The organism is Streptomyces sp. NPDC003035, assembly GCF_042888285.1.
Taxonomy (GTDB): domain Bacteria; phylum Actinomycetota; class Actinomycetes; order Streptomycetales; family Streptomycetaceae; genus Streptomyces.
This window is the reverse complement of the sequence record NZ_JBIAPJ010000002.1, coordinates 110,894-130,018: the sequence shown is the minus strand read 5'-3', so window position 1 is coordinate 130,018 and position 19,125 is coordinate 110,894. Positions and strand designations below refer to the sequence as shown.

At 70.9% G+C, this 19,125-nt stretch carries 21 protein-coding genes; 19 read left to right on the top strand and 2 right to left on the bottom strand.

Annotated features, from left to right (window positions below; all coding sequences use genetic code 11):
- The first annotated feature begins 63 nt into the window (after positions 1-63).
- Complete coding sequence (ffh, locus tag ACFYV5_RS06820; protein ID WP_389165330.1) at positions 64-1,614, top strand: signal recognition particle protein; 1,551 nt, start codon at positions 64-66, stop codon at positions 1,612-1,614.
- A gap of 139 nt (positions 1,615-1,753) precedes the next feature.
- The gene (ftsH, locus tag ACFYV5_RS06815; RefSeq protein ID WP_355107395.1) at positions 1,754-3,679 is read left to right on the top strand and encodes an ATP-dependent zinc metalloprotease FtsH; all 1,926 of its coding nucleotides are present in this window, start codon (positions 1,754-1,756) and stop codon (positions 3,677-3,679) included.
- A 113-nt stretch (positions 3,680-3,792) separates the two neighbouring features.
- Here ftsH and ACFYV5_RS06810 read toward each other — a convergent pair whose 3' ends face one another.
- Positions 3,793-4,563: a class I SAM-dependent methyltransferase gene (locus ACFYV5_RS06810; RefSeq protein ID WP_389165326.1), complete on the bottom strand. Its 771-nt coding sequence runs from the start codon at positions 4,561-4,563 to the stop codon at positions 3,793-3,795.
- Positions 4,564-4,969: 406 nt separating this feature from the next.
- Between ACFYV5_RS06810 and ACFYV5_RS06805 the strand changes: the two genes are divergently transcribed.
- From ACFYV5_RS06805 to ACFYV5_RS06725, 17 genes are all read left to right on the top strand, one after another.
- Entirely contained in the window at positions 4,970-5,563 is a 594-nt protein-coding gene (locus tag ACFYV5_RS06805; RefSeq protein WP_355107391.1) for a hypothetical protein, read from the top strand.
- Positions 5,564-5,743: 180 nt separating this feature from the next.
- Complete coding sequence (gene rpsP / locus ACFYV5_RS06800; RefSeq protein ID WP_355107389.1) at positions 5,744-6,184, top strand: 30S ribosomal protein S16; 441 nt, start codon at positions 5,744-5,746, stop codon at positions 6,182-6,184.
- Between the two features lie 2 nt (positions 6,185-6,186).
- A complete protein-coding gene (locus ACFYV5_RS06795; protein ID WP_005311361.1) occupies positions 6,187-6,426 on the top strand; it encodes an RNA-binding protein in 240 nt (79 codons plus the stop codon).
- 84 nt (positions 6,427-6,510) lie between these two features.
- The gene (gene rimM, locus ACFYV5_RS06790; RefSeq protein ID WP_389165322.1) at positions 6,511-7,110 is read left to right on the top strand and encodes a ribosome maturation factor RimM; all 600 of its coding nucleotides are present in this window, start codon (positions 6,511-6,513) and stop codon (positions 7,108-7,110) included.
- On the top strand, positions 7,107-7,928 hold the full coding sequence (gene trmD / locus ACFYV5_RS06785; RefSeq protein ID WP_355107385.1) for a tRNA (guanosine(37)-N1)-methyltransferase TrmD: 822 nt from the start codon (positions 7,107-7,109) through the stop codon (positions 7,926-7,928). The genes rimM and trmD overlap by 4 nt, the downstream gene beginning before the upstream one ends.
- 129 nt (positions 7,929-8,057) lie before the next feature.
- Positions 8,058-8,408: a 50S ribosomal protein L19 gene (gene rplS, locus ACFYV5_RS06780; protein ID WP_355107383.1), complete on the top strand. Its 351-nt coding sequence runs from the start codon at positions 8,058-8,060 to the stop codon at positions 8,406-8,408.
- A 71-nt stretch (positions 8,409-8,479) separates the two neighbouring features.
- Positions 8,480-9,226 (top strand): signal peptidase I, encoded by a 747-nt coding sequence (lepB, locus tag ACFYV5_RS06775; RefSeq protein ID WP_355107381.1) that lies wholly within the window; start codon positions 8,480-8,482, stop codon positions 9,224-9,226.
- Positions 9,219-10,244: a signal peptidase I gene (gene lepB / locus ACFYV5_RS06770; RefSeq protein ID WP_355108319.1), complete on the top strand. Its 1,026-nt coding sequence runs from the start codon at positions 9,219-9,221 to the stop codon at positions 10,242-10,244. The genes lepB (ACFYV5_RS06775) and lepB (ACFYV5_RS06770) overlap by 8 nt, the downstream gene beginning before the upstream one ends.
- Entirely contained in the window at positions 10,195-11,148 is a 954-nt protein-coding gene (lepB, locus tag ACFYV5_RS06765) for a signal peptidase I (RefSeq protein ID WP_355108317.1), read from the top strand. Before lepB (ACFYV5_RS06770) ends, lepB (ACFYV5_RS06765) begins: the two co-directional genes overlap by 50 nt.
- A gap of 63 nt (positions 11,149-11,211) precedes the next feature.
- Entirely contained in the window at positions 11,212-12,015 is an 804-nt protein-coding gene (gene lepB / locus ACFYV5_RS06760) for a signal peptidase I (protein ID WP_389165316.1), read from the top strand.
- Entirely contained in the window at positions 12,012-12,551 is a 540-nt protein-coding gene (locus tag ACFYV5_RS06755) for an NUDIX hydrolase (RefSeq protein WP_389165313.1), read from the top strand. Before lepB (ACFYV5_RS06760) ends, ACFYV5_RS06755 begins: the two co-directional genes overlap by 4 nt.
- Before the next feature lie 55 nt (positions 12,552-12,606).
- Positions 12,607-12,915 carry a DUF2469 domain-containing protein gene (locus ACFYV5_RS06750; RefSeq protein ID WP_005311352.1) on the top strand — a complete coding sequence of 103 codons (309 nt, stop codon included), beginning with the start codon at positions 12,607-12,609 and terminating at the stop codon, positions 12,913-12,915.
- A gap of 117 nt (positions 12,916-13,032) precedes the next feature.
- The gene (locus tag ACFYV5_RS06745; RefSeq protein ID WP_389165310.1) at positions 13,033-13,470 is read left to right on the top strand and encodes a YraN family protein; all 438 of its coding nucleotides are present in this window, start codon (positions 13,033-13,035) and stop codon (positions 13,468-13,470) included.
- A gap of 1 nt (position 13,471) precedes the next feature.
- A complete protein-coding gene (locus ACFYV5_RS06740; protein WP_389165307.1) occupies positions 13,472-15,085 on the top strand; it encodes a YifB family Mg chelatase-like AAA ATPase in 1,614 nt (537 codons plus the stop codon).
- A complete protein-coding gene (gene dprA, locus ACFYV5_RS06735) occupies positions 15,082-16,308 on the top strand; it encodes a DNA-processing protein DprA (protein WP_389165304.1) in 1,227 nt (408 codons plus the stop codon). The genes ACFYV5_RS06740 and dprA overlap by 4 nt, the downstream gene beginning before the upstream one ends.
- Positions 16,309-16,547: 239 nt before the next feature.
- Positions 16,548-17,384, top strand: coding sequence for an RNA polymerase sigma factor WhiG (whiG, locus tag ACFYV5_RS06730; RefSeq protein ID WP_355107355.1), 837 nt, complete (start codon positions 16,548-16,550; stop codon positions 17,382-17,384).
- Positions 17,385-17,437: 53 nt separating this feature from the next.
- Entirely contained in the window at positions 17,438-17,995 is a 558-nt protein-coding gene (locus tag ACFYV5_RS06725) for a helix-turn-helix domain-containing protein (protein WP_355108313.1), read from the top strand.
- A 474-nt stretch (positions 17,996-18,469) separates the two neighbouring features.
- Here ACFYV5_RS06725 and ACFYV5_RS06720 read toward each other — a convergent pair whose 3' ends face one another.
- On the bottom strand, positions 18,470-18,937 hold the full coding sequence (locus ACFYV5_RS06720; RefSeq protein WP_389165300.1) for a peptidoglycan DD-metalloendopeptidase family protein: 468 nt from the start codon (positions 18,935-18,937) through the stop codon (positions 18,470-18,472).
- Positions 18,938-19,125: the final 188 nt, after the last annotated feature.

Below are 19,125 nucleotides of genomic sequence, written 5' to 3'. Positions count from 1 at the left end.
CGGCCAGATACCCTGGAGGGCAATCCGTCCGCCCGCCCCCGACACCGAGGATCCGCGACCGCCGTGTTCGATACCCTCTCCGACCGCCTTGCAGCGACATTCAAGAATCTCCGGGGCAAGGGGCGCCTGTCCGAGGCGGACATCGACGCCACCGCGCGCGAGATCCGTATCGCCCTCCTCGAGGCGGACGTCGCCCTGCCCGTCGTCCGGGCGTTCATCAAGCAGGTCAAGGAGCGGGCCGCCGGCGCCGAGGTCTCCCAGGCGCTGAACCCCGCCCAGCAGGTCATCAAGATCGTCAACGAGGAGCTCATCGGCATCCTCGGCGGCGAGACCCGGCGCCTGCGGTTCGCCAAGACCGCGCCGACCGTGATCATGCTCGCCGGTCTCCAGGGTGCAGGTAAGACCACCCTCGCCGGAAAGCTCGGTCTCTGGCTCAAGGGCCAGGGGCACTCGCCGCTGCTCGTCGCCTGCGACCTCCAGCGCCCCAACGCCGTCACCCAGCTCGGCGTCGTCGCCGAGCGCGCCGGTGTGGCGTTCTACGGCCCGCAGCCCGGCAACGGCGTCGGCGACCCGGTCCAGGTCGCCAAGGACTCGATCGAGTACGCGCGGACCAAGATGTACGACGTCGTGATCGTCGACACCGCCGGCCGCCTCGGCATCGACCAGGAGCTGATGCAGCAGGCCGCGGACATCCGCGACGCCGTCAGCCCCGACGAGGTCCTCTTCGTCGTCGACGCCATGATCGGTCAGGACGCGGTCAACACCGCCGAGGCCTTCCGCGACGGCGTCGGCTTCGACGGCGTCGTGCTCTCCAAGCTCGACGGCGACGCCCGCGGTGGTGCCGCGCTCTCCATCGCGCACGTCACCGGCCGCCAGATCATGTTCGCCTCCAACGGCGAGAAGCTGGACGAGTTCGACGCGTTCCACCCGGACCGCATGGCGTCCCGCATCCTCGGCATGGGCGACATGCTCTCGCTCATCGAGAAGGCCGAGCAGACCTTCAGCCAGGAAGAGGCCGCCAAGATGGCCTCCAAGCTGGCGTCCAAGAAGGGCCAGGAGTTCACGCTCGACGACTTCCTCGCCCAGATGGAACAGGTCCGCAAGATGGGCTCCATCAGCAAGCTGCTCGGGATGCTCCCCGGCATGGCGCAGATGAAGGAGCAGATCAACAACATCGACGAGCGGGACGTCGACCGCACGGCCGCGATCATCAAGTCGATGACCCCGGGCGAGCGCCATGACCCGACGATCATCAACGGCTCGCGCCGCGCCCGTATCGCCAAGGGTTCGGGCGTCGAGGTCAGCGCCGTCAAGGGCCTGGTCGAGCGGTTCTTCGAGGCCCGCAAGATGATGTCCCGCATGGCGCAGGGCGGGGGTATGCCGGGCATGCCCGGGATCCCCGGCATGGGCGGCGGCCCCGGACGGCAGAAGAAGCAGATCAAGCAGGCCAAGGGCAAGCGCAAGAGCGGCAACCCGATGAAGCGCAAGGCCGAGGAGGAGGCCGCCGCGGCGCGCCGCGAGCAGGCCCAGCAGGGCGGCGCGTTCGGGCTCCCGGCCGGACAGGGCGCGAAGGACTTCGAGCTCCCGGACGAGTTCAAGAAGTTCATGGGCTGAGCAGGTCCCATGGAGGGGCCCGGGGCGGTGCGAAACCGCCCCGGGCCCCTTTTCACTCCTTCACCCCGCCTGAAATGCCGAGGATGTCGGCCTTTCCGATACTGGGGGCCGGGCCTGACGTCGGTATGAGGAGAGCAGCGTGCCCAACTCCGTACCTCCGCGCGACCGGACCGACCAGCCCTGGCGCTCGGAAGGGGCCCCGCCTCCCCAGCCGCCGAAGAGAAAGATGCCCGGCGGCTGGGGAGGGCTCGTCCTCACCGCGCTGATCGTCTACCTCCTCGCCAACCTCGTGCTGTCGTTCTTCAACCGGGGCGACGAGCCGACGATCTCGTACACCGAATTCAGCAAGCAGGTGACCGCGGGCAACGTCACCAAGATCTACTCCAAGGGCGACGCCATCCAGGGCGAGCTGAAGAACGAACAAGCCCTGCCCAACGGCGGCAAGGGCGACTACACCAAGTTCGTCACCCAACGGCCCGCCTTCGCCGACGACAAACTCTGGGACGAGCTCACCGCGAAGGGCGTCACCGTCACCGCCGAGCCCGTCGTCCGGGAGCGCAGCTTCCTCGCCAACCTGCTCATCTCGCTCGCACCCATGCTGCTGCTCGTCGCCCTGTGGATCTTCATCTCCCGCCGGATGAGCTCCGGCATGGGCGGCGCCGGCGGCATGCTCGGACGCAAGACCCCGCCCAAGCCCGTCGAGCTCGAACCCGGCGCCAAGCGCACCACCTTCGAGGACGTGGCCGGCATCGACGAGGTCGAGGGCGAGCTCAACGACGTCGTCGACTTCCTCAAGAACCCCTCCGCCTACCGCGCCATGGGCGCCAAGATGCCGCGCGGCGTGCTCCTCGCCGGCCCGCCGGGAACCGGAAAGACACTCCTCGCGCGAGCCGTCGCCGGCGAGGCCGGGGTGCCGTTCTTCTCCGCCTCGGCGTCGGAGTTCATCGAGATGATCGTCGGCGTCGGCGCCTCACGGGTACGGGAACTCTTCGCCGAGGCCCGCAAGGTCGCCCCGGCGATCATCTTCATCGACGAGATCGACACCATCGGCCGCGCCCGCGGCGCCGGCTCGGGCATGGGCGGACACGACGAACGCGAGCAGACGCTCAACCAGATCCTCACCGAGATGGACGGCTTCACCGGCTCCGAGGGCGTCATCGTCCTCGCCGCCACCAACCGCGCCGACGTCCTCGACCCGGCGCTGACCCGGCCCGGCCGCTTCGACCGGATCGTCCATGTGAACCCGCCCGACCGCGGGGGCCGCGAGGCCATCCTCAGGATCCACACCCGGGAGATCCCGCTCGCCCAGGACGTCGACCTGGGCCGCGTCGCCCGTACCACCCCTGGCATGACCGGCGCGGAACTCGCCAACCTCGCCAACGAGGCCGCGCTCCTCGCCGTCAAACGCCAGCAGAAGACGGTCACCCAGTCCGACCTCTCCGACGCCCTGGAGAAGGTCCAGCTCGGCGCGGAACGCCCCCTGGTCATGCCCGAGGAGGAGCGGCGCCGCACGGCCTACCACGAGAGCGGCCACGCCCTGCTCGGCATGCTCCAGCCCGGCGCCGACCCCGTCCGCAAGATCACCATCGTGCCGCGCGGCCGGGCCCTCGGCGTCACGCTGTCGACGCCCGACGCCGACAAGTACGCGTACACGGAGGAGTACCTGCGCGGCCGGATCATCGGCGCGCTCGGCGGAATGGCCGCCGAGAAGGTCGTCTTCGGCGTCATCACCACCGGCTCCGAGAGCGACCTCGAACAGGTCACCCACATCGCCCGCGGCATGGCCGGACGCTGGGGCATGAGCGAACTCGTCGGCCGCCTCACCGCCATCCCCGGCGACGCACAGCAGGCGTACGGCCTCTCGGCGGCCCCGGCGACACTCGACACGGTCGCCGAGGAGATGCGCCGGATCGTCGACGAGTGCTACGAGAGCGCGGTCCGCCAACTCCGCGAGAACCGCGACAGGCTCGACGCCCTGGCGACCGCCCTCCTGGCCGAGGAAACCCTGGAGGAGGACGCCGCCTACCGCGCCGCCGGCATCACCCGCCTGGCGAAGGACACATAGACCCCGGCCCGTGGCCCGTGCACTCGGGCTCGCCCCCGGCGCTCGTGCTCGCGCGGGATGCCTCGCCACGCGCGCGTGGCGAAGCATCCCGATAGGCGCCCGTCGCTCGTCGCCTAGGGGACGCGGGCGAGCAGGTAGCGGAAGACGTTCGGCATCCACACCGTCCCGTCCCCGCGGACGTACGGAACCAGAGCCTCCGTGATCTCCTTCTCGACCTGGGACGGGTCCGTCGCCCGGACCGCCGCGTCGAACTCGCCCGTCGACAGCAGCCCCCGCACCGCACTGTCCTGATCCGCGTAGCCGAACGGGCAGGACACCCGGCCCGAGCCGTCCGGCTTCAGACCGGCCCGCGCCACCACGTCCTCCAGGTCGTCACGGAGCGCCGGGCGCCAGCCGGCCAGCCGGCCCGCGACCCGCAGCACCGACGCCGTCGCGCACCGCTCGGGCGGCCCCCAGCCCGCGAGCACGATCGCCGTGCCCGATTGCGCCAGAGGAGTGACGGCCGCCAGCGCCCGGCCGAGCCCCGCCGAGGGGTGGAAGGCCGTGATCACGTCGTACGGGGTACGGGACGGGCCACCGGCGTCGCCCGCGATGTCCGACACGTCCGCCGGATCGCCCTCGACCACCGCGTGCCCCGCACCCTCCGGCAGCCGCTCCCTGGCCAGCTCCACGCGCGCGTGGTCCCGGTCCACGCCGGTGACCCGCGCGCCCCGCGAGGCCGCCATCAGCAGCGCGAGCCCCGACCCGCAGTCGAGCCCCAGGACCCGGGAGCCGCCGCCCACGGCGAGACGGTCGTACACCGCCTCGTAGAGCGGCACGAGCATCCGCTCCTGGATCTCGGCCCAATCGCGCGCGGGGTCGTGCCGGACGAGCGTAGGTGTCATGGAAAGCGCCCCAATCAGTACCTGGTCGACGGCCCCCGTGTACGTGCGCCCGCATCCCCCCGTATGTCAGGGAACTGCGCATCCGTCCCCACGTCCAGTGCTCGCACCGGACCACTTCCCCTTCGGGGCGGGGCCGGTGCGCCGCCTTGCGCCGGGACCCGGTACTCTCCCCGCGTCGGCCCCGGGGCGTTGCCCGTCACCGCTGTCGGCCACCGGTGTAGGCGACCCCCGTACGCCGACGCGTATGCGGCGCTACGCACCAGCTTGCCGCGAGCTGCGAGCCTTCTCCGCAGTTCGGCGCACTGGCCCTCGTCCGGACGCATGAACGGCAACTGACGGGTACGTGCAAATTATTTGGGATGCCCCGTAATGGAACCCGGGAGCACATCGGCTCGTTGTACGCGACGTGAGCACGACACCACCTGTTCTCGCCGCAGAGCTGGCACAGGCGTGGGCCGACATTCAGCGGCACCACCCCGAACTGCCGGATCTTGCCGCGCCCGAGTCCCTGATCGGAGAGTCCTCGTCCGCCTGCGGCGCCGAGCTCTCCTTCGAGCGACTGCTCCACGAGGCAGTCCACGGCATCGCCGCCGCCCGAGGAGTCCGCGACACCTCGCGCGCCGGCCGCTACCACAACCGCAGATTCCTGGCGATCGCCGAGGAGATGGGCCTCGACCACGCCGAGGAGCCGCACGCCAGCAGCGGCTTCTCCCTGGTCACGCTCAACCCCGAGGCGAAGCGCCGGTACCGGCCCACGATCGAGCGACTCCAGCGCGCCCTCAAGGCCCACACCGTCGCGACGGCCGCCGACACCAAGCGCTCCTTCCGCGGCCCCGCCGCGCGCCACGGCTCCTCGGGCGGCGGCGTCCGCGTGAAGGCCGTCTGCGACTGCGGCCGCAACGTCCGCGTGGTCCCCTCCGTCCTCGCCCAGGCACCCATCGTCTGCGGTGGCTGCGGCAAGCCCTTCCGTATCCCGGAAACGGTGGGTGCGGCGAGATGAGCCGGTGCCCGGCCCGGGTCGGGCCCGCCACCGGCGTGTGGCACAATGGCTAGCTGTACTCGACAGTCGCACAGGACCCCTCTCTCCTCCGGCTGACGCGTCCATCGGGCACCCGAGTACCGCAACCCCACGTGGCATCTCATGTGCCCAACCACGTCAAGACCAGGAGACACCACTCCAGTGGCAGTCAAGATCAAGCTCAAGCGCCTCGGCAAGATTCGCCAGCCGCACTACCGCATCGTCGTCGCCGACTCGCGCACCCGTCGTGACGGCCGCGCGATCGAAGAGATCGGCCTCTACCACCCGACGTACAACCCGTCGAAGATCGAGGTCGACTCGGAGCGTGCGCAGTACTGGCTGTCCGTCGGCGCCCAGCCGACCGAGCCGGTCCTCGCCATCCTGAAGCTCACCGGCGACTGGCAGGCGCACAAGGGCCTTCCGGCCCCGGCGCCGCTGCTGCAGCCGGCGACGAAGGAGGACAAGCGCGCCTCCTTCGACGTGTTCGCCAAGACCCTCGAGGGTGACGACGCCAAGGGTGAGGCCATCACCCCGAAGGCGAAGAAGGCCGACAAGAAGGCGGACGAGGCCGAGGTCGCGTCCACCGAGTCGACCGAGGCCTGATCGTGCTCGAGGAGGCTCTCGAGCACCTCGTGAAGGGCATCGTCGACAACCCTGACGATGTGCAGGTCGCCTCGCGCAACCTGCGCCGCGGTCGCGTGCTCGAGGTCCGGGTCCACCCCGACGACCTCGGCAAGGTGATCGGCCGCAACGGCCGCACCGCGCGTGCGCTGCGTACCGTCGTGGGCGCCATCGGCGGCCGTGGCATCCGCGTCGACCTCGTCGACGTGGACCAGGTCCGCTGAACGAGTTGGACACACCGGCACGGGCCGGGGAGGGCCTTCGGGTCCGCCCCGGCCCGTCGTCGTCGGACAGGAGAGAATGAAGTCGTGCAGCTGGTAGTCGCGCGGATCGGCCGCGCCCACGGCATCAAGGGCGAAGTCACCGTCGAGGTCCGTACGGACGAGCCCGAGCTCAGGCTCGCGCCCGGAGCCGTCCTGGCCACCGACCCGGCCTCCACCGGGCCGCTGACCATCGAGACCGGCCGGGTGCACAGCGGCCGGCTGCTGCTGCGCTTCGAGGGCGTACGCGACCGCAACGCGGCCGAGGCCCTGCGCAACACCCTGCTGATCGCCGACGTCGACCCCGACGAGGAGCCGGAGGGCGAGGACGAGTACTACGACCACCAGCTCATGGACCTGGACGTCGTGCTCGCCGACGGCACCGAGATCGGCCGGATCACCGAGATCACCCACCTGCCGTCCCAGGACCTCTTCATCGTCGAGCGGCCCGACGGCACCGAGCTGATGATCCCGTTCGTCGAGGAGATCGTCACCGACATCGACCTGGAGCAGCAGCGGGCCGTCATCGACCCGCCCCCCGGTCTGATCGACGACCGCGCCGAGATCGTCTCCTCCCGGGACGAGGACTCCTCCGAGGACGAAGACTCCGCCAAGGACCAGGCATCCTCCAAGGACGAGGGCGCATGAGGCTCGACGTCGTCACGATCTTCCCCGAGTACCTGGAACCGCTGAACGTCTCCCTCGTCGGCAAGGCACGCGCGCGTGGACAACTCGACGTCCACGTCCACCACCTGCGGGAGTGGACCTACGACCGGCACAACACGGTCGACGACACCCCCTACGGCGGCGGCCCCGGCATGGTCATGAAGACCGAGCCCTGGGGCGACGCCCTCGACCAGACCCTCGCCGACGGCTTCGAGGCGGGCGCACACGGCCCCGTCCTCGTCGTCCCCACGCCCAGCGGACGCCCCTTCACCCAGGAACTCGCCGTCGAGCTCTCCGAGCGCCCCTGGCTGATCTTCACGCCCGCCCGCTACGAGGGCATCGACCGGCGCGTCATCGACGAGTACGCGACCCGTATGCCGGTGTACGAGGTCTCCATCGGCGACTACGTCCTGGCCGGCGGGGAGGCCGCCGTCCTGGTGATCACGGAGGCCGTGGCCCGACTGCTGCCCGGCGTCCTCGGCAACGCCGAGTCCCACCGCGACGACTCCTTCGCCCCCGGAGCCATGGCCAACCTCCTGGAAGGCCCCGTCTACACCAAGCCCCCCGAGTGGCGCGGCCGCGCCATCCCCGACGTCCTCCTCAGCGGGCACCACGGCAAGATCGCGCGCTGGCGCCGCGACGAGGCCTTCCGTCGTACGGCGGCCAACCGGCCGGACCTGATCGAACGCTGCGACCCTTCGGTCTTCGACAAGAAGGACCGGGAGATCCTCTCCATGATGGGCTGGTCCCCCGAGCCGGGCGGCCGATTTTGGCGCAGGCCCGACGCCGTGGAAGAATAGGCCGCTGCTGTGTGTCCGGCGAGCGCCCCTGCCACAGGGGGACGACGCCCGCACGGCACGCACGGCGCTTCATCTCCTTTTCGAACGTTCCGCTGATGACCTGTGGCATCAGCGAGGAAAGAGACCACCATGGCCTCCCTGCTCGACACGGTCAACGCGGCTTCGCTCCGCACCGACCTCCCCGCCTTCCGCCCCGGCGACACGGTGAACGTCCACGTGCGCGTCATCGAAGGCAACCGCTCCCGTATCCAGCAGTTCAAGGGTGTCGTCATCCGCCGCCAGGGCTCGGGCGTCAGCGAGACCTTCACGGTCCGCAAGGTCTCGTTCTCCGTCGGCGTCGAGCGCACCTTCCCGGTGAACAGCCCGATCTTCGAGAAGATCGAGCTCGTCAGCCGCGGTGACGTCCGTCGCGCCAAGCTCTACTACCTGCGCGAGCTGCGCGGCAAGGCTGCCAAGATCAAGGAGAAGCGCGACAGGTGAGCTCCGGCTCACCGATCGCGCGGGGCTTCGGAGCGATGACTCTCAGGGCGGCCGGATAGGCTCTGCCCCCGATGGACACCGAAGCACAGCACACGGAGCGCGACCGCTCCTCCGAGACGGAGGAGCGGTCGCGCTCCGCGCGTATTTCCGGGTGGTCGTGGCGTCGTACGGGCGTCGTGGGCGGCGTCTGCGTGGTCTTCCTGCTGCTCCTGAGCCACTTCGTGACACAGCCCTTCCTGATCCCCAGCGGCTCGATGGAGCCCACCCTCCGGGTGGGCGACCGGATCCTCGTGAACAAGCTGGCGTACCGTTTCGGCGACCAGCCGCGCCGCGGTGACGTCATCGTTTTCGACGGCACGGGGTCCTTCCTCCAGGAGGCCCCCGAGGAGAACCCGGTCACCGGCCTGCTGCACGGCGCGGCCGCGGCCCTCGGACTCGCGGAGCCCGCCGAGACCGACTTCGTGAAGCGGGTCGTGGGCGTGGGAGGCGACCGTGTCGTCTGCTGCGACGGGGACGGCCGGCTGACCGTCAACGGCGTGCCCGTCGAGGAGCGGTACGTGCTGCTGGGCGACGCCCCCTCGAAGGTCCCCTTCGACATCGTCGTCCCCCAGGGCACCCTGTGGGTGATGGGCGACCACCGCAGCCAGTCCAGCGACTCCCGCGACCATCTCGGGCAACCGGGTGGCGGCATGGTGCCCGTGGAGCGCGTGATCGGCCGCGCGGACTGGATCGGCTGGCCCTTCGGCCGCTGGTCCGGGGTGCCGGAGACGGGCGCCTTCGACGCCGTACCCGCTCCTGTGGCGGGTGGACATGGGTAACCGGGGCAGGCCGGCCGGACACCGCGCCGACTCCCGGCTGCCCACCGGCACACGGTCCACGCACGGCGGCCGTCCACTGCCCGGCCGGGCGGAGCGGCGCAGGCTCGCCCGCAAGGTCAAGCGCAGGCGACAGCGTTCCGCGGTCAAGGAGATCCCGCTCCTGATCACCGTCGCCCTGCTGATCGCACTCGTCCTGAAGACGTTCCTCGTCCAGGCCTTCGTCATCCCGTCCGGCTCGATGGAGCAGACGATCAGGATCGACGACCGGGTCCTGGTCGACAAGCTCACCCCCTGGTTCGGCTCCAAGCCGCAGCGCGGTGACGTCGTCGTCTTCAAGGACCCCGGGAACTGGCTCCAGCAGGACCCGGCTCCGGCCGCCGAGGACCCGGTCGGCGTCAAGCAGGTCAAGCAGGCCCTGACCTTCATCGGGCTGCTGCCCTCGGCCGACGAGCAGGACCTGATCAAACGGGTCGTCGCGGTCGGCGGCGACACGGTCGCGTGCTGCGGTGAGAACGGCCGGATCACCGTCAACGGCGTACCGCTGGACGAACCGTATCTGCACCCGGGGAACGAGCCCTCGAAGATCAAGTTCGAGGTGAAGGTGCCGCCCGGCCGGATCTTCGTGTTGGGCGATCACCGGTCGGACTCCGCCGACTCCCGTTTCCACCTCGACGAGAAGGACCGGGGCACGATCTCCGAGGAGGACGTGGTGGGCCGGGCCGTCGTGATCGCCTGGCCTGTCGGGCACTGGCGCCGACTGGAGGAGCCGGACACGTTCGCGGCCGTACCGGACGGTCGTTCGGGATCTGTGTCCGCGCACGGCGCGTCGCATAGTGTGTCCTCGCGGAATCTGAACGGATTGCCCTGGCTCCCGACCCCTGCGGAACTCCCGCTCGTTATGGGAGTGGTGGGCCTGTCCCTGTTCTGGGGCAGGCATGTGCACGGAGTGAGGAGTGGATGTGGGGGATGTGGCCGTCGGCGCACGATCCGGACACGGCGAGCCGGAGGAGAGGCCTGAGCGGCTCGCCGAGTCGTCGGTGGCCATGAGGGACGACTCCTCCGGGCGGCGGGACGCCGACCCCGCGGACCCCGCTGACGGCGAGGGCGGGGGCGACGGCGCGGGCGAGGACGGGCAGGCGGGGCAGACCGGCCCCGGCCCGAAGAAGCAGCGTTCCTTCTGGAAGGAACTGCCCCTGCTCATCGGTATCGCGCTGCTGCTCGCGCTGGGGATCAAGACCTTCCTCATGCAGGCGTTCTCGATCCCCTCCGACTCGATGATGAACACGCTGCAGCGCGGTGACCGGGTCCTGGTGGACAAGCTGACCCCATGGTTCGGCGCCGAGCCGGAGCGCGGCGAGGTCGTCGTCTTCCACGACCCGGGCGGCTGGCTGGAGGGCGAGCCCACCACCGAGCCGAACGCCCTGCAGACGGTCCTGAGCTGGATCGGCCTGATGCCCGACCCGGCGGAGAAGGACCTGATCAAGCGGGTCATCGCGGTGGGCGGTGACACGGTCTCCTGCAAGGAGGGCGGCAAGGTCGTCCTCAACGGCAAGACCCTGGAGGAGGCCGCGTACATCTACCCCGGCTCCTCGCCCTGCGGTGACAAGCCCTTCGGGCCGATCACCATCCCCGAGGGCAGCATCTGGGTGATGGGCGACAACCGGCAGAACTCCCTGGACTCGCGCTACCACCAGAACCTCCCGGGCGCCGGCACCGTCCCGAACGACGAGGTCGTCGGCCGCGCGGTCGTCGTGGCCTGGCCCGTCACCCGCTGGTCGACGCTGCCCGTGCCGGACACCTTCGACCAGCCCGGGCTGAGCCAGGCACTGGCCGTGGCCCCCGGCGCGGCCGGACTCGCCGGCGCCCTGCCGCTGGTGCTGTGGCGCAGGAAGAGGCTCGCGTCCCGGCATACCGCCGAGTAGGAACGCGCGGGTAGGGTGCCGTCCCAGATCGACGAACCGACCTTGAGGGTGGGGAGCGCTGGGATGAGCGGAACCATACGAACGGACGGCGGCCGCGGCCGCCTCGGCAGCGTGCTGTCGGGGCTGGCCGTGGCCGTCGGCTGTGTGCTCTTCCTCGGCGGATTCGCCTGGGGAGCCGTGCTCTACCAGCCGTACACCGTGCCCAGCGACTCGATGACCCCGACCCTGGCCGTCGGCTCCAAGGTCCTCGCCCAGCGCATCGACGGTGACGAGGTCCGACGAGGCGACATCGTCGTCTTCAGGGACCCGCTGTGGGGCGACATGCCGATGCTCAAGCGGGTCGTCGGCATCGGCGGTGACACGGTCACCTGCTGCGACGCCGACGGGCGGCTCACGGTCAACGGCACGGCCGTCGAGGAGACGTACCTGCGCCCCGGAGCCCCCGCCTCGGGGCAGAAGTTCTCCGCCGCCGTGCCGGAGGGGAACCTCTTCCTCCTCGGCGACGAGCGGCACAACTCCCTCGACTCCCGGGTCCACCTCCAGGAGGCCGGCCAGGGCTCCGTGCCGCGCTCCGCCGTCACCGCCCGCGTCGATGCCCTCGCCTGGCCCATGGACGGGGTCCTGGCACGGCCGGAGGGCTTCGCGGCGCTGCCGGGCGGGGTCTCCCGGCCCGGGCCCGTGAAGCCGCTCTTCTACGCGATCGTCGGCGGGTGTGTACTGATCCTGGCCGGGGCCGCGTACGGGCCGCTGGCGCAGCGGCTGGGCGGACGGCCCGGTGGCGGGTCCGGCGGGTCCGGTGGTGGGGCCGGCGGACGGCCCGGCGGACGGCCCGGCGGTGGGTCCGGCAAGGAGACGGTGAGCACATGACGGGTACGGAAGGCTTGGCCGAGCCGGCCGAGCCGGCCGAGCCGGCTGAGGCAGCGAGGCTGCGGCGGGTGGCGCGGGTCGTCCTGCTCGACCCCGACGACCGCATCCTCCTCCTGCACGGGTACGAGCCCGACGACCCGGCCCAGACCTGGTGGTTCACGCCCGGCGGCGGTCTGGAGGGCGACGAGACCCACGAGGAGGCGGCACTGCGCGAGCTGGCCGAGGAAACCGGCATCACCGAGGTCGACCTCGGGCCGGTCGTCTGGCAGCGGATCTGTTCCTTCCCCTTCGACGGGCGCCGCTGGGACCAGGACGAGTGGTACTACCTGGCACGAACCACCCAGACCGCGACGGCCCCGACCGCGCTCACCGAGCTGGAGGCGCGCAGCGTCGCGGGCCTGAGGTGGTGGACCTCCGCCGAACTGTCGGCGGCGCGTGAGACGGTGTATCCGACCAGACTCGCCGAGCTGCTCCACAGACTGCTCGACGAGGGACCGCCGAGTGCGCCGGTGGTGCTCGCCCCGGAAATCGTTTAGCGGTGCGAGCGGCTGGCGCACAATAGGTGGACGCACGGCTGAAGGGGAACATGCCATGAGCGCCGAGGACCTCGAGAAGTACGAGACCGAGATGGAGCTGAAGCTCTACCGGGAGTACCGCGACGTCGTCGGGCTGTTCAAATATGTGATCGAGACCGAGCGGCGGTTCTACCTCACCAACGACTACGAGATGCAGGTGCACTCGGTCCAGGGCGAGGTGTTCTTCGAAGTGTCCATGGCCGACGCCTGGGTCTGGGACATGTACCGGCCGGCCAGGTTCGTCAAGCAGGTCCGGGTGCTGACGTTCAAGGACGTAAACATCGAGGAGCTCAACAAGAGCGACCTGGAGCTCCCGGGCAGCTGATCCCGCACCCGAAACCACCCGCAAAGGTGAGGCGGTTATCCACAGGTGGGTAACTGTCCACCATGATCCACACGGAGCGTCGCGGAACGTCACAGTCGGTACCGGAGGTGGTACCGAATGAACCCGACCCACGCGACCGGCCCGGCCAGCCCCACACACCCGGCCCACACGACGACCGCGACGACCACGACGAACGCGACGAACGCACTCGGACGGTACGGAGAAGAGCTGGCCGTCCGACGGCTCACCGAGAGCGGCATGTCCGTCCTCGCACGCAACTGGCGCTGCGGCCGCACCGGCGAGATCGACATCGTCGCCCGCGACGGCGACACCGTCGTCATCTGCGAGGTGAAGACACGCCGCGAAGGCGCCTTCGAGCACCCCATGGCCGCCGTCACCCCCACCAAGGCCGACCGGCTCAAACAACTCGCCGCCTGCTGGCTCGACCGCCACGGTGGCCCACCGCCCGACGGCGGCGTCCGCATCGATCTGATCGGCATCGTCCTGCCACGCCGCGGCGCCCCCGTCGTCACCCACGCCCAGGGGGTGGCCTGAGATGGGATTCGCCCGCACCTGCTCCGTCGCCCTCGTCGGCGTGGAAGGCGTCGTCGTCGAGGTCCAGGCCGACCTCGAACCCGGAGTGGCCGCCTTCACCCTCGTCGGACTCCCGGACAAGAGCCTCACCGAAAGCCGCGACCGCGTCCGCGCCGCCATCGTCAACTCGGACGCCGAATGGCCCCAGAAGAAACTCACCGTCGGACTCAGCCCCGCCTCCGTCCCCAAGAGCGGCTCCGGCTTCGACCTCGCCGTCGCCGCGGCTGTCCTCGGCGCCGCCGAGCGCATCGACCCCAGGGTCATCGCCGACCTCGTCCTCATCGGCGAACTCGGCCTCGACGGCCGCGTCCGGCCCGTCCGCGGCGTCCTGCCCGCCGTCCTCGCCGCCGCCGAAGCCGGCTACCACCAGGTCGTCGTCCCCGAGCAGACCGCGGGCGAAGCCGCCCTCGTCCCCGGCGTATCGGTCCTCGGCGTCCGCAGCCTGCGCCAGCTCATCGCCGTCCTCACCGACGAACCCGTCCCCGAGGAGGAACCCGCAGAGGAAGGCCGCCCCGACGCCATGCTCGCCGGACTCCTCGTCCCCGGCGCGGGCGTCGGCACCGGCCTCGCCGCCGACCCGGCCGACGGACCCGACCTCGCCGACGTCGCCGGACAGCACACCGCCCGCCGAGCCCTGGAGGTCGCCGCCGCCGGCAGCCACCACCTCCTGCTCTCCGGGCCACCCGGCGCCGGAAAGACCATGCTCGCCGAACGGCTCCCCGGCATCCTCCCTCCGCTCACCCGACAGGAGTCGCTCGAAGTCACCGCCGTCCACTCCGTCGCCGGCATCCTCCCGCCCGGCGAACCCCTCGTCCGCCGCGCCCCCTACTGCGCACCCCACCACTCCGCGACCATGCAGTCCCTCGTCGGCGGCGGCAACGGCCTCCCACGCCCCGGAGCCGTCTCCCTCGCTCACCGAGGTGTGCTCTTTCTGGACGAAGCTCCCGAATTCTCCGGAAAAGCACTCGACGCCCTGCGCCAGCCCCTCGAATCCGGACACGTCGTCGTCGCCCGCGCCGCCGGAGTCGTCCGCCTCCCCGCCCGCTTCCTGCTCGCCCTCGCGGCCAACCCCTGCCCCTGCGGACGACACACCCTGCACGGCGCCGGATGCGAATGCCCCTCCTCCCTCATCCGCCGCTACCAGGCACGACTCTCCGGCCCCCTCCTCGACCGCATCGACCTGCGCGTCGAAGCCGAACCCGTCACCCGATCCGACCTCCTGGGACAAGGCGGCCGCGGCGAACCCACCGCCACCGTCGCCGACCGCGTCCGCGAAGCCCGCGCCCGCGCCGCGGCCCGCCTCGCCGACACCCCCTGGAACGTCAACAGCGAAGTCCCCGGCCACGAACTACGTACCCGCTACAGCGTCGGCCCAGGAGCCCTCGCCGCCGCCGAACGCGACATCGAACGCGGACTCCTCACCGCACGCGGCCTCGACCGCGTCCTCCGCGTCGCCTGGACCGTCGCCGACCTCGCCGGACACGACCGGCCCGACGCCCACGACGTCGACCTCGCCCTCCAACTGCGCACCGGCATCGCCCGCGGCGTCCCCGTCGGAGCGGGGGACCTCGCATGACCCCGCCGCGAGAACGCACCACGGAAGAAACACCCCACGCCACCCCGGACGAAGAACGCCTCGCCCGCGCCGCACTCACCCGCATCGTCGAACCCGGCGACGAACACGCCGGCCGCTGGCTCCGCCGATACGGCGCCGCCGGCTTCCTCCGACACCTCCGCGACCCCGCCGAACCCCATCACGACACCCACCCCGACACCGGCCCCGCCCCCTTCCCGGGCACCGGGGAGAAACGCGTCGACGGATGGCGACGACGCGCCGCCGCCGTCGAACCACGACGAGACCTCGACGCCGCGGCCCGGCACGGCGGCCGACTCGTCGTCCCCGGCGACACCGAATGGCCCCGACAGCTCGACGACCTCGGCGACGCCCGCCCCATCGGACTCTGGATCCGCGGCCCCGCCGACCTGCGGACCTGGGCACTGCGCTCCGTCGCCGTCGTCGGCGCCCGCGCCTGCACCCCCTACGGCGCGCACATGGCCACCACCCTCGCCTCCGGACTCGCCGAACACGGCTGGGTCGTCGTCTCCGGCGCAGCCTTCGGCATCGACGGCGCCGCCCACAGAGGCGCCCTCGCCGCACAGGGCGCGACCGTCGCCGTCCTCGCCTGCGGTGTCGACGTCCCCTACCCCCGCGGCCACGCCGGACTCATCGGACGCATCGCCGAACAAGGCCTCGTCGTCGGGGAATTACCGCCAGGCAGCCACCCCACACCGAGCAGATTCATCCTCCGTAACCGCGTCATCGCCGCACTCACCCGCGGCACCGTCGTCGTCGAGGCCCAGTACCGCAGCGGATCCCTCGTCACCGCCCGCAGCGCCCATCGACTCGGCCGCCACACCATGGGCATCCCCGGCCCCGCCACCAGCGGCCTCTCCGCAGGCGTCCACGAACTCCTCCGCGGCGAGGCCACCCTCGTCACCGACGCCGCCGAAGTGATCGAACTCGTCGGCGACATGGGGCAACTCGCCCCCACCCGCCGAGGACCCGTCCTGCCCAGGGACCTCCTCGGCCCACACACCGCCCGCGTCCTCGAAGCCCTCCCCGCCGGCCGCCCCGCACCCGTACCCGAGATCGCCGACCGAGCCGGAACCACCCCCGACGACACCCTCGCCCGACTGTACGAACTCCACTCCCTGGGGTACGTCGAACGGCAAGGCGGTGACTGGCAGTTGACGAACAAGCCCACAGAAGGGGCGAACGCGCGGCGAGGCGGTCCTTGACCTGGGGCATTCGGGTGAAAAGGTGATGTCGATGAACACCCCAGCCCTCTCGACCGCACCCGAGGAGCCGGCACGCGCCACGACCAGGGTTCGAAGGTGTGGACGAGGGCACCCACCCCGGCCGACGCGATCCACGGAGGATCGCTCACCGCGACAGTCCAGTCACGCTACGCTCGCCAGGACCCCCTACCGGACACACCCACCGACTCACTCCACAGCAGAACGGCTCAAGGCAACGCATGCCCCAGCACACCTCCGGGTCTGACCGCGCTGCGGTGCCCCCAGCAGCCCGGGGCACCGTGCGACCGCCCGCACCGACATCGCTCGACGAGCTGTGGCGGTCGTACAAGGACACGGGCGACGAGCGTCTGCGGGAACAGCTGATCCTCCACTACTCCCCACTCGTCAAGTACGTCGCCGGCCGCGTCAGCGTCGGACTGCCGTCCAATGTGGAACAGGCCGACTTCGTCTCCTCCGGAGTCTTCGGACTGATCGACGCCATCGAGAAGTTCGACGTCGAACGCTCGATCAAGTTCGAGACCTACGCCATCACCCGCATCCGCGGCGCCATGATCGACGAACTTCGGGCGCTGGACTGGATTCCCCGCTCCGTGCGCCAGAAGGCACGCAACGTCGAGCGCGCCTACGCCACCCTCGAGGCACAGCTGCGACGAACCCCCTCCGAGACCGAGGTCGCCGCCGAGATGGGCATCGCCCTGGAGGAACTGCACGCGGTTTTCAGCCAGTTGTCCCTGGCGAACGTCGTGGCACTCGAAGAGCTGCTACACGTCGGAGGCGAGGGCGGCGACCGGCTGTCGCTCATGGACACGCTGGAGGACACCGCCGCCGACAACCCGGTCGAGGTCGCCGAGGACCGCGAGCTGAGACGGCTGCTCGCCCGGGCCATCAACACCCTCCCCGAGCGCGAGAAGACCGTCGTCACCCTCTACTACTACGAGGGCCTCACCCTCGCCGAGATCGGCAACGTCCTCGGCGTCACCGAGAGCCGGGTCAGCCAGATCCACACCAAGTCGGTCCTGCAGCTGCGCGCCAAGCTGGCCGATGTAGGACGCTGACGCCACGAGGCCGGTCGTACAGTGGAGCCGTGCCCAGGATTCGAGCGGCCAGTGTGGCCGAGCACCGGACGATGCAGCGCGGCGCCCTGCTGGACGCCGCGCGATCCCTGCTGTCCGAAGGCGGTACGGAAGCGCTGACCTTCCCCGCCCTCGCCGAGCGTACGGGCCTGGCCCGCTCCTCGGTGTACGAGTACTTCCGCTCCCGCGCGGCCGTCGTCGAGGAGCTGTGCGCCGTCGACTTCCCCGTGTGGGCGGCCGAGGTCGAGACGGCGATGGCCCGGGCCGACACGGCTGAGGGCAAGGTCGAGGCGTACGTACGCAAGCAACTGGAACTGGTGGGGGACCGGCGCCACCGGGCGGTCGTCGCCATCTCCGCGAGCGAGCTCGACAACGGCGCCCGAGAGAAGATCCGCGCCGCCCACGGCGGACTCGTCGCCATGATCGTCGAGGCCCTCGCGGACCTGGGCCAGGCCGAACCCCGCCTCGGCGCGATGCTCCTCCAGGGCGTCGTCGACGCGGCCGTCCGCCGCATCGAGCTCGGGGCGGCGGAGGACCCTGACACCATCGCGGACGCGGCGGTCTCCATGGCACTCCGCGGCGTCAGCTCCTGACCCCCGGGGCCCCGCCCCCCGTCACCGTTTTCCTGGCTCTGCAATGGGGCCTCCGGCCTTCGGGTCCGGCATGACTTCCCCTCTCGTTGTTCATGATCCAGGGGGCGGGGTCACCGGGGCCGGAGGCATCGACGGACCGCTGATGAGGGGCTCGAGTGCTGGCTTCACCCCTCGCCCGACGGGGGGCGGACGTTCTCTTCGCACTGCTCCGGGATGGAACCTTCTACGAACCGCAGCCAGCATCAGGCTGAACCTCATCACCCTCGCCACACACCGGGCAGTCATGCTCGTCGATCGAGCCGATCACGACCGGATGACGACAGAAGTCGCACGGACGCGTGCCCTCACCAACCGACTCCCGAGCAGACACGCATTACTCATGACAGCCACACTGCCAGACCATCACCCGGCACCGGCCAAGCCACCTCGGCCAAAGGCATGGGGGGCACGTCCCCTTCTGGTCGTGGTGTCGTGTCAGGGCAGGCCTGTCACCGGCAGCAGCCTCGATGGGCCGTGGCGGAGCAGGAGCAGGGGATTCAGGTACGTGTCGCCTCGTAGGAGGCCCCAGTGGAGGCAGGACGCCGGGCAGTGGGGGGTGTCGTCCGGTGGGGTGGTGAGGGTGGCGACCGGTTGGCCGCGGGTGACCGTGGTGCCGACGGTGACCGTGGGGGTGACCGGTTCGTAGGTGGTGCGCAGGGGCGGGTCCCCGGTGTCCGGCAGGGTGATCGTGAGGACTCCGCGCCCGGCCACCCGGCCCGCGAAGGTGACGACGCCGGGCGCCGCCGCGTGGACCGGGGTGCCCGGTGGGGCGTCCAGGTCGAGGCCGCGGTGGCCGGGGCCGTACGGGCCGGCCGGTGGTTCCCAGCCGCGGAGGATCTCGGGGCGCGGTGGTCCCACGGGCCAGATCAGGGCGGCCGTGAGAAGCAGTGTCGTGAGGTGCATGGGGATACGCTCCCGCGGGCGCCCGTTCCATGGGGATCATGGTCGATATCTGTGGAGTACCGGCCGGTTGTGGACAGCGCCGTCACCCGGTGCCCCCCGGGTCCCGTACACTTCCTATGGCGATCCGGGTCACCGGGTCGACTTCGCACGCCCCGCCACCACCCTCACCGGTCGTGGCAGCGCCTTTT